We start from the raw sequence: 1,167 nt of genomic DNA, 5'->3' as shown, positions 1-1,167 counted from the left end.
ATTTTTTGCAACAGTGCCATTTAGACCACACTTGTAATTGCTCCTTATTAACCATGCAGCCCCTTAATTTTAGGAAAATTTTTTCATCTCCTGTGAAATTATATTGTAGAACTCAAAGATATTAAGCATCAACGACCTTGCATAGCGTAGCTGCTTGGCACAAGACTTAAGTAAATCAATTGGCCCGTGAGAGCATATTGTCTAAAACTGAAATTGAGATCGCAGGTGATAACCGTGTAGAATTATTACTTTTTAGGGTAGGTAGCAAACAGCTCTATGGCCTCAATGTTTTTAAGCTTCGAGAAATACTTTATTGCCCAAAATTGACTGTGATACCTGATATGCATCCGGCAGTTAAAGGTGTGGCTCACATCCGAAGTTACAAAACAATTCCGGTCATCAGTCTTCATCAAGTACTCAATGGTGAATACCTTAAAGATGCCCCTGTAACTTTGATTTGTGAGTATAATCGTTCAGTTGTTGGTTTTTTAATTAGCGACGTTGACAAAATTATTCATACTGAATGGTCAAAAATAGAGCCGCCTCCAAAGGGCTTGTCTGATAAACACTACTTGACGGCTGTTACTTATACGGATGACAAACTAGTAGAAATTTTAGATGTCGAACAAATACTCAGTGAGATTATGCCTCCTGATTTGTCTGTGTCTGAAGAGCTAACTGCTGAGTCATTGAAAGAACAAACCGGTAAACATACTGTCTTAATTGTTGAAGATTCTCGCACTGCTCGCAGACAAATCACCTCCATACTTGAGAAGGTTGGTGTGAAATGCATTACTGCGAATGATGGTGCTCAGGCATACACTCTCCTTAAAGAAATGACTGCAACAGGCGAGTCTATCAATGACCAATTACTTATGGTGATCTCTGATATTGAAATGCCGCATCTTGATGGTTATAGTCTCGTAAAGAAGTGTCGAGAACACCCTCAGTTAAAAGAACTTTATATCGTCCTTAACACTTCTATCTCTGGTGAGTTTAATCGCCAGAAAGCTGAGACGGTGGGAGCGGATAAATTTTTAGCAAAAATCAGTGGAGAAGACTTAGGTGGTATTGTTATTGAGCAAATTAATAACCGGGTCTAAATTCGTTCTAGAAATTTGGTGAGCATGTTAGGTAATGCTGCATTCGGCACTGTTGCGAAAAATT

1 protein-coding gene is annotated in these 1,167 nt (G+C 38.8%); it reads left to right on the top strand.

All coding sequences use genetic code 11. The features are described from left to right. Positions 1 to 197: 197 nt before the first annotated feature. Positions 198 to 1,103 carry a chemotaxis protein gene (locus tag C200_RS13435; RefSeq protein WP_230384889.1) on the top strand — a complete coding sequence of 302 codons (906 nt, stop codon included), beginning with the start codon at positions 198 to 200 and terminating at the stop codon, positions 1,101 to 1,103. Positions 1,104 to 1,167: the final 64 nt, after the last annotated feature.

The sequence above is a fragment of the Piscirickettsia salmonis LF-89 = ATCC VR-1361 genome (assembly GCF_000297215.2).
Taxonomy (GTDB): Bacteria; Pseudomonadota; Gammaproteobacteria; order Piscirickettsiales; family Piscirickettsiaceae; genus Piscirickettsia; species Piscirickettsia salmonis.
The sequence above is the reverse complement of the archived record's forward strand: the minus strand, read 5'-3'. Positions and strand labels throughout refer to the sequence as shown.